At 69.6% G+C, this 6,714-nt stretch carries 7 protein-coding genes; 5 read left to right on the top strand and 2 right to left on the bottom strand.

The genetic code is table 11. The features are described 5' to 3' along the window. Nucleotides 1-363 precede the first annotated feature (363 nt). A complete protein-coding gene (locus ACWEIJ_RS13575; RefSeq protein WP_449837765.1) occupies nt 364-1,398 on the bottom strand; it encodes an aldo/keto reductase in 1,035 nt (344 codons plus the stop codon). 62 nt (nt 1,399-1,460) lie between these two features. Here ACWEIJ_RS13575 and ACWEIJ_RS13570 point away from each other — a divergent pair, with 62 nt between their 5' ends. Together ACWEIJ_RS13570 and ACWEIJ_RS13565 are read left to right on the top strand one after the other, a co-directional pair. Then, nucleotides 1,461-1,850, top strand: a complete 390-nt coding sequence (locus tag ACWEIJ_RS13570) for a MerR family transcriptional regulator (protein ID WP_449837457.1) — start codon at nt 1,461-1,463, stop codon at nt 1,848-1,850. A 10-nt stretch (nt 1,851-1,860) separates the two neighbouring features. Then, the gene (locus ACWEIJ_RS13565) at nt 1,861-2,529 is read left to right on the top strand and encodes an MOSC domain-containing protein (protein WP_449837456.1); all 669 of its coding nucleotides are present in this window, start codon (nt 1,861-1,863) and stop codon (nt 2,527-2,529) included. Between the two features lie 12 nt (nt 2,530-2,541). Here the strand turns inward: ACWEIJ_RS13565 and ACWEIJ_RS13560 are convergent, their stop codons facing one another. Next, nucleotides 2,542-2,943, bottom strand: coding sequence for a protein-tyrosine phosphatase family protein (locus ACWEIJ_RS13560; RefSeq protein ID WP_449837764.1), 402 nt, complete (start codon nt 2,941-2,943; stop codon nt 2,542-2,544). A gap of 132 nt (nt 2,944-3,075) precedes the next feature. On the opposite strand from ACWEIJ_RS13560, the gene ACWEIJ_RS13555 reads away from it, so the two are divergent. From ACWEIJ_RS13555 to ACWEIJ_RS13545, 3 genes are read left to right on the top strand one after another with little or no spacing between them, the layout of a single operon-like run. Next, on the top strand, nt 3,076-3,285 hold the full coding sequence (locus ACWEIJ_RS13555; protein WP_449837455.1) for a hypothetical protein: 210 nt from the start codon (nt 3,076-3,078) through the stop codon (nt 3,283-3,285). A 6-nt stretch (nt 3,286-3,291) separates the two neighbouring features. Then, nucleotides 3,292-5,832, top strand: a complete 2,541-nt coding sequence (locus ACWEIJ_RS13550) for a histidine kinase (RefSeq protein WP_449837454.1) — start codon at nt 3,292-3,294, stop codon at nt 5,830-5,832. Next, nucleotides 5,829-6,482, top strand: a complete 654-nt coding sequence (locus ACWEIJ_RS13545) for a response regulator (protein WP_449837453.1) — start codon at nt 5,829-5,831, stop codon at nt 6,480-6,482. The genes ACWEIJ_RS13550 and ACWEIJ_RS13545 overlap by 4 nt, the downstream gene beginning before the upstream one ends. Nucleotides 6,483-6,714 lie beyond the last annotated feature (232 nt).

The raw sequence follows: 6,714 nt of genomic DNA, 5'->3' as shown, positions 1-6,714 counted from the left end.
GCTCGCGGATGGTGGCTAAGTGCGGATGGTGGCTACTCGCGGGTGGTGGCTGGCGCGTGGCGGGTACAGCACACGCGCGCTGGTGGGCGTCCGCAGATGGTGGCGAACGTATGCCGGACGCACCACACGGCATGCGCTCGCGCGGACACTCGCGGATGGTGGCCGCTCGCGGGTAGCGGCTACTCGCCGGTAGTGGCGCTCGCGGGTAGTGGCTACGAGGTCACGGGTTTGCTGAAGGCGGGCGGGCTGGTGAGGGCCTGGGCGGCCGCTCCGCGGATGGCTGGTGGGTGCGCTCAGGTCGTCGCGGTGGTTGCTGGGGTGCTGCTGGGCGCCTGACGGGGTCGTCAGGCGCCCGGCCGTCGGTCAGCGCTGGTCGAGTGGGCGACGACGGCGGTGAACGTCCAGCAGGGAGGCGGGTTTCCAGCCGCCCTGCACGTCGTAGGTGTCCTCACCGGGCGCCACGATCTCGTCGATCCGGTCCAGCACGTCGTCGGTCAGCACCAGCGAGGCGCCTTCCAGCAACGACTCCAGCTGGTCCATCGTGCGCGGACCGGTGATCGCCGACGTCACCGCCGGATGGGTGGTCACGAACGCGATCGCGAGCGCCGGCAGCGACACGCCCATCTCGTCCGCCAGCTTCGCGAACTGCTCCACGGCGTCGAACTTCGCGGTGTTGCGCGGCAGCGTCTCGTCGAACCGGTCCGGGGTCAGCGTCGCCCGGAACGCCTCGGCGTTCGCGCCCCGCCGGTGCCTGCCGGACAGGAACCCGCTCGCCAGCGGGCTCCACACCAGCACTCCCATCCCCAGGCGCTGGCAGGTCGGCAGCACCGAACGCTCGATCCCGCGCGCCAGCAGCGAGTACGGCGGCTGCTCGGTGCGGAAGCGCAGCAGACCCCGGTTCATCGACACGTGGTAGGCCTCGACGATCTCCGCCGCGGGGAAGGTCGAGCACCCGAACGCCCGGATCTTGCCTGCCCGCACCAGGTCCGTCAGCACCGACAGCGTCTCCTCGACGTCGGTCGTGTAGTCCGGCCGGTGCACCTGGTACAGGTCGATCCAGTCGGTGCCGAGCCGCCGCAGGCTGTCCTCCACCGCGCGCACGATGTAACGGCGCGAGTTGCCGCTGCGGTTGCGGCCCTCGCCCAGCGGGAAGTGCACCTTCGTCGCCAGCACCACGTCGTCGCGGCGGCCCGCCAGCGCCTTGCCGACGATCTCCTCCGACTCCCCCGCCGAGTACATGTCGGCGGTGTCGACGAAGTTGACCCCCGCGTCGAGGGCGCGGTGGATGATCCGCACGCCCTCGTCGTGGTCGGTGTTGCCGACCGAGCCGAACATCATGGCGCCGAGGCAGTGGTGACTGACCTCGATGCCGGTTCCCCCAAGTACGCGATAACGCATCGTCATGCGCGGAAAGCTAGAAGCTGGAGTCGCCTCTAGGTCAAGAACCTATGCTCGGATCCATGAGCTTGAGCATCGGGCAGGTGGCCGAACGCACCGGGCTGAGCGTGCACGCGCTTCGCTTCTACGAGAAGGAAGGCATCCTCGCCAACCAGGTCCACAGAGGACCCGGCGGGCGCCGGGTGTACACGCAGCAGGACGTCGACTGGCTGCGCATGTGCATCATGCTGCGGATGTCCGGGATGCCGGTGCCGGAGATCCGCCGCTACACCGATCTGGTCCGCCAGGGCGACGGCAACGAGCTGCAGCGCCTGGAGATCCTCAAGGAGCACCAGGAACGCGTCCGCCAGCAGATGGCGCAGCTGCAGGACTGCATGGACCTCATCACCCACAAGGTCGGCGTCTACCAGGACTACGTCAATTCGATCGCTGCCAAGGCAGTGGGCCAATAGGCTCGGGCTCATGCCCGTTGTGCTCTCGCTGAACATCGCCCAGAAGACGGTTCCGGTGGACTACTCCCAGATGGGCGTCACCGGCATCGACAAGCGCCCCGTCGACGGGCCGCTGCGGGTGAGCCCACCAGGACCGAAGGGCACCGGGGGCAGCGGTGTTCAGGGCGACGCGATCGGCGACCTGAGGGCCCACGGCGGCGATCACCAGGCCGTCTACGGCTACGCCCGCGAGGACCTCGACCACTGGCAGGACGAGCTGGGCCTCGACCTGCACAACGGCCAGTTCGGCGAGAACCTGACCACGCAGGGCATCGACCAGACCAACGCCCTCATCGGCGAACGGTGGCGCGTCGGCACCGCGCTGCTGGAGGTCACCGCCCCGCGCATCCCGTGCCGGACGTTCGCAGGCTTCCTCGGTCTGAGCGGCTGGGTGAAGCGGTTCACGCAGGCCAGGAGGCCCGGCGCGTACTTCCGCGTGCTGGAGGCGGGCCTGATCGCGCCCGGCGACGAGATCACCGTGGTGCACCGGCCGGACCACGACGTCACGGTCGAGCTGTTCTTCCGGGCGATGCTCACCGAGTCCGAGCTGCTCCCCCGCCTGCTGGAGGCGGGGGACGCGGTGCCGCCGGGAGTGATCGAGCTCGTGCACAAGCGCACGGCGATCGAACTCGATTCCTGACGAATTCAATTCCTACTGGACGGGAAAACTCCTCACCCAGCGCTTTTGCCACGGCGTTTCGACCGCGCGCGGATGGTAGTTCGCGCGCGTCCACGCCACGGCTTCCTCGGGTGCGACACCGGCCAGCACGGCCAGGCACGAAATGACCGTCCCGGTCCGCCCGACACCGCCGCTGCACGCCACCTCGACGCGTTCCCCGGCCAGCGCGCGGGCGTGCAGAGCACGAATCAGCCTGATCGCGGCGTCGTGATCACGCGGAAGACGGAAGTCCGGCCAGTCGATCCAGTCGTGCGGCCACGGCACGTCGACAGGTCGCGGCTGCAGATAAATCCCGTACTGCGGGTGCGGCTCCACGATCTTGCCGTTCCGCAGGCCACGGCCCGTGACCACGGCCCCGTCGGGCAGTTCGACCATCCTCACGAACGGTTCCCCCAAACAGTCGCATCGAGCGAATAGCATGAAATTCTGTCACGTCCGCTTCACTGAATTGTCGCCATTCGTACTACGCTCCCGAATCGACCGGGAAGTAATCGAGGACGGTGACGGGTGCGACGACGCGCCAGGGATGACGGACGATTCACCGGGCTGACCATCCTCGCGGCGGCAACCGGGTTCGTCCTCTTCCTACCGCCACTGCTCACCATTGCGAACGGCGGGGGCACCGTCGTGGGCGTGCCGGCGGTCGCCGCCTACCTCTTCGGCGCCTGGCTCGCGGTCATCGCGCTGGTCGCCTTCCTCGTCCGCCGATCGGGATGATCCGGCGTGCTCGGGACGTGGCTGATCATCGGTGTGTCCGTCGCCTACCTCGGCGTGCTGTTCGCGATCGCCTTCTACGGTGACCGCCGCGCCGACGAGGGCCGCAGCATCATCGGCCGCGGCACCATCTACGCCCTTTCCCTGGCCGTCTACGCGACGTCGTGGACGTACTACGGCAGCGTCGGCCGCGCGGCGTCGAGCGGTGTCGGCTACCTGTCGATCTACCTCGGGCCGACGATCATGCTCGCGCTCGGGTGGCTGGTGCTGCGGCGGATCATCCACATCAGCCACCGGCACCGCATCACGAGCCTCGCCGACTTCGTGTCCGCCCGCTACGGCAAGAGCGTGCGGCTGGGCGGCCTGATCGCGGCGATCGCCGTCGTCGGTGTCGTGCCGTACATCGCCCTGCAGCTCAAGGCGGTCTCCACGACGTTCGAGATCATCCGCCGCGCCCCGCGGATCACGCCGTCGTCCGCACTGGACCAGGTGCCGCTGTTCGAGGACACCGCGCTCTACGTGGCGTTGCTGCTCGCGGGCTTCACGATCCTCTTCGGCACCAGGCATCTCGACGCCACCGAACGCCACGAGGGCATGGTCACCGCCATCGCGTTCGAGTCGGTCGTGAAGCTGGTCGCGTTCGTCGCGGCGGGCATCACCGTGACCTGGGGCCTCTACAGCGGATTCGGCGACCTGTTCAGCCAGGCCGCACGAGCCGGGCACACCTCGTTGTTCACCCTCGGCGACTCCACCGGCACCTGGGTGTGGCTCAACGTGTTGTCGCTCTTCGCGATCGTGCTGCTGCCCCGGCAGTGGCAGGTCGGCGTGGTGGAGAACGTCGACGAGCGGCACGTCCGGCAGGCCATGTGGATGACGCCGCTGTACATGCTGCTGATCAGCGTGTTCGTGCTGCCGATCGCCGCGGCCGGCCTGCTGCGGTTCGGTTCCGGCACCGAGGCCGACACGTTCGTGCTGACCGTGCCGATGGCCGCGGGCCTGGACGCGGTGGCGCTGCTGGTGTTCGTCGGCGGCCTGAGCGCGGCGACCGGCATGATCATCGTGGAGACCGTCGCGCTGTCCACGATGGTGTCGAACTCGATCGTGGTGCCGATGCTGCTGCGCCGCGGCTACTCGGGCAGGCTCGCGAGGCTGATCCTGCTGACGCGCCGCCTGTCGATCGTGGCGATCATGCTGCTCGGCTACGGCTACTTCCGCCTCGCCGGGGAGAGCGCGGCCCTGGTGTCGATGGGCCTGATCTCGTTCGCGGCCGTCGCGCAGTTCGCGCCCGCGGTCATCGGCGGCCTGTTCTGGAAGGGCGGCACCCGCGACGGCGTCATGACCGGCCTCGCCGGCGGGTTCGCCGTGTGGACGTACACGTTGCTGCTGCCCAACTTCGCCGCCACCGGCTGGGTGCCGCGCGGGTTCCTCGACCACGGCCCGTTCGGTGTCGAGGCGCTGCGCCCGGAACACCTGCTCGGCATCACCGGCATGGACAACATCAGCCACGGCATGTTCTGGAGCATGCTCGTCAACGTCGGCTGCTACACCGTCGTGTCGCTCCTGGGCCGTCCGCAGGCCCGCGAACAGGCCCAGGCCGTGCTCTTCGTCGACGCCCTGCACGACCCGTCCAGGCCCCGGTTGTGGCGCAACAGGGTGTCCGTGCGGGCACTGCACGAGGTCCTGGTCCGCTCGATGGGACAGCGGGCAGCGGCGAAGGCGCTCGATGGCGTCGACCTCCAGTCCGAAAAGGACGCTGACGCGGACCTCGTGCACCACGTGGAGACGGTGCTGGCCGGTGCGGTCGGCGCCGCGTCGGCGCGGATGATGCTCACCTCCGTCGCCGGCGAGGAGCAGCTCGGCGTCGAAGAGGTCATGGAGATGCTCGACGAGGCCTCCCAGGTGGCGGCGCTGGAGGAACGTCACCGCCTGGCCCGCGAGCTGCACGACTCGGTCTCGCAGGCGTTGTTCTCGATGACCCTGCACACCCGAGCCGTGGAACTGGCGCTGCAGAAGCAGGGCGGCGACCCCGACGGCCCGGTCGCGCGCGGCATCACCGAACTGCGCGGCCTCACCCAGGACGCGCTCGCCGAGATGCGGGCCTCGCTGTTCCAGCTCCGCCCCGACGCGTTGCGCGAGGACGGCCTGGCCGAGGCGATCCGCAAGCAGTCGGCCGCCATCGCCTCCCGTGAAGGTGTGATCATCGCCGTCGAGGCCCCCGGCTACCGGCTGTCCCTCGACGACCGCGCCGAGGAGGAGCTCTTCCGCGTCGTGCAGGAAGCCGTGCACAACGCCATCAAGCACGCCGGCCCCAGCCGCATCGACATCACGCTCGTGGAAGAGGACGGCCTCACCGTCGAAGTGGCCGACGACGGCACCGGGTTCGACCCCGCCGCGGTCTCCTCCGGCGGCATGGGCCTGGTGAGCATGCGGGAACGGATGAAGCGGATCGGCGGCGGCCTCGTCATCGCCAGCAGCCCGGCGGGATCCACCACGGTCCGGGCGGTGCTGCCACCGGAAACCAGAACTGCGCAGGCAGGAGATCACCGATGAGCACGATCCGGGTGTTCCTCGTCGACGACCACGCGGTGGTGCGACGCGGCATGCGGGCGTTCTTCGACGTGCTGGACGACATCGAGGTCGTGGGCGAGGCGGGCGACGGCCAGGCGGCCCTCGACGAGCTCGCCGTCCGCGCGGCCGCCGGCGACCTGCCCGACGTCGTGCTGATGGACCTCCTGATGCCCCGCCTGGACGGCATCGGCGCCACGAAGGCGATCAAGCAGCTCTACCCGCAGGTCGAGGTGGTGGCGCTGACCTCGTTCTCCGAGGCCGAACGCGTCCACGTCGCCCTGGAGGCCGGCGCCTCGGGCTACCTGCTGAAGGACGCCGAAGCGGACCAGGTCGGCGCCGCCGTGCGCGCCGCGACGCGCGGCCAGGTGCACCTCGACCCCGCCGTCGCCAGGACGCTGACCCGCTCGCTGGTCGCACCGCAGCGAACCGCGACCGCGCTCACCCCTCGCGAGCGCGAGATCCTGGTCCTGGTGGCGCACGGGAAGTCCAACCGGGACATCGCCGACTCCCTCGTGATCTCCGAACGCACCGCGCGCACCCACGTGTCGAACGTGCTGAACAAGCTCGGGCTGGCGTCCCGCACCCAGGCCGCGCTGTGGGCGGTGCGCGAGGGCCTGGTCACCGGCCCCTGACCGGCCGGCTCAACGCCACCTGGTCCGCGACGCCCGGCACGACGCCGGACAGCGCCATGAACCACGCGCTGTGGAGCACCGCTATGCGCCCGTGCAGCACGGTACGAGCCGTGCTCGTCAGCTGCGAGTACGCGCCAGGTGAGCCGCACGCCTTCGCGGCACCACCTCAGGTCTGATCCCGGAACCCTGCTGAACGAAACTCTGCTGAGACGAGTCAGTAGCAAAACGATAC

Source organism: Lentzea sp. NPDC004789 (genome assembly GCF_053601075.1).
This window is presented reverse-complemented; position numbering and strand designations above follow the sequence as displayed.

Coding starts and splice junctions, on each gene's coding strand:
- ACWEIJ_RS13575 (WP_449837765.1), bottom strand. CDS start 1,398: ATGCGTTATCGCGTACTTGGGGGAACCGGCATCGAGGTCAGTCACCAC.
- ACWEIJ_RS13570 (WP_449837457.1), top strand. CDS start 1,461: ATGAGCTTGAGCATCGGGCAGGTGGCCGAACGCACCGGGCTGAGCGTG.
- ACWEIJ_RS13565 (WP_449837456.1), top strand. CDS start 1,861: ATGCCCGTTGTGCTCTCGCTGAACATCGCCCAGAAGACGGTTCCGGTG.
- ACWEIJ_RS13560 (WP_449837764.1), bottom strand. CDS start 2,943: ATGGTCGAACTGCCCGACGGGGCCGTGGTCACGGGCCGTGGCCTGCGG.
- ACWEIJ_RS13545 (WP_449837453.1), top strand. CDS start 5,829: ATGAGCACGATCCGGGTGTTCCTCGTCGACGACCACGCGGTGGTGCGA.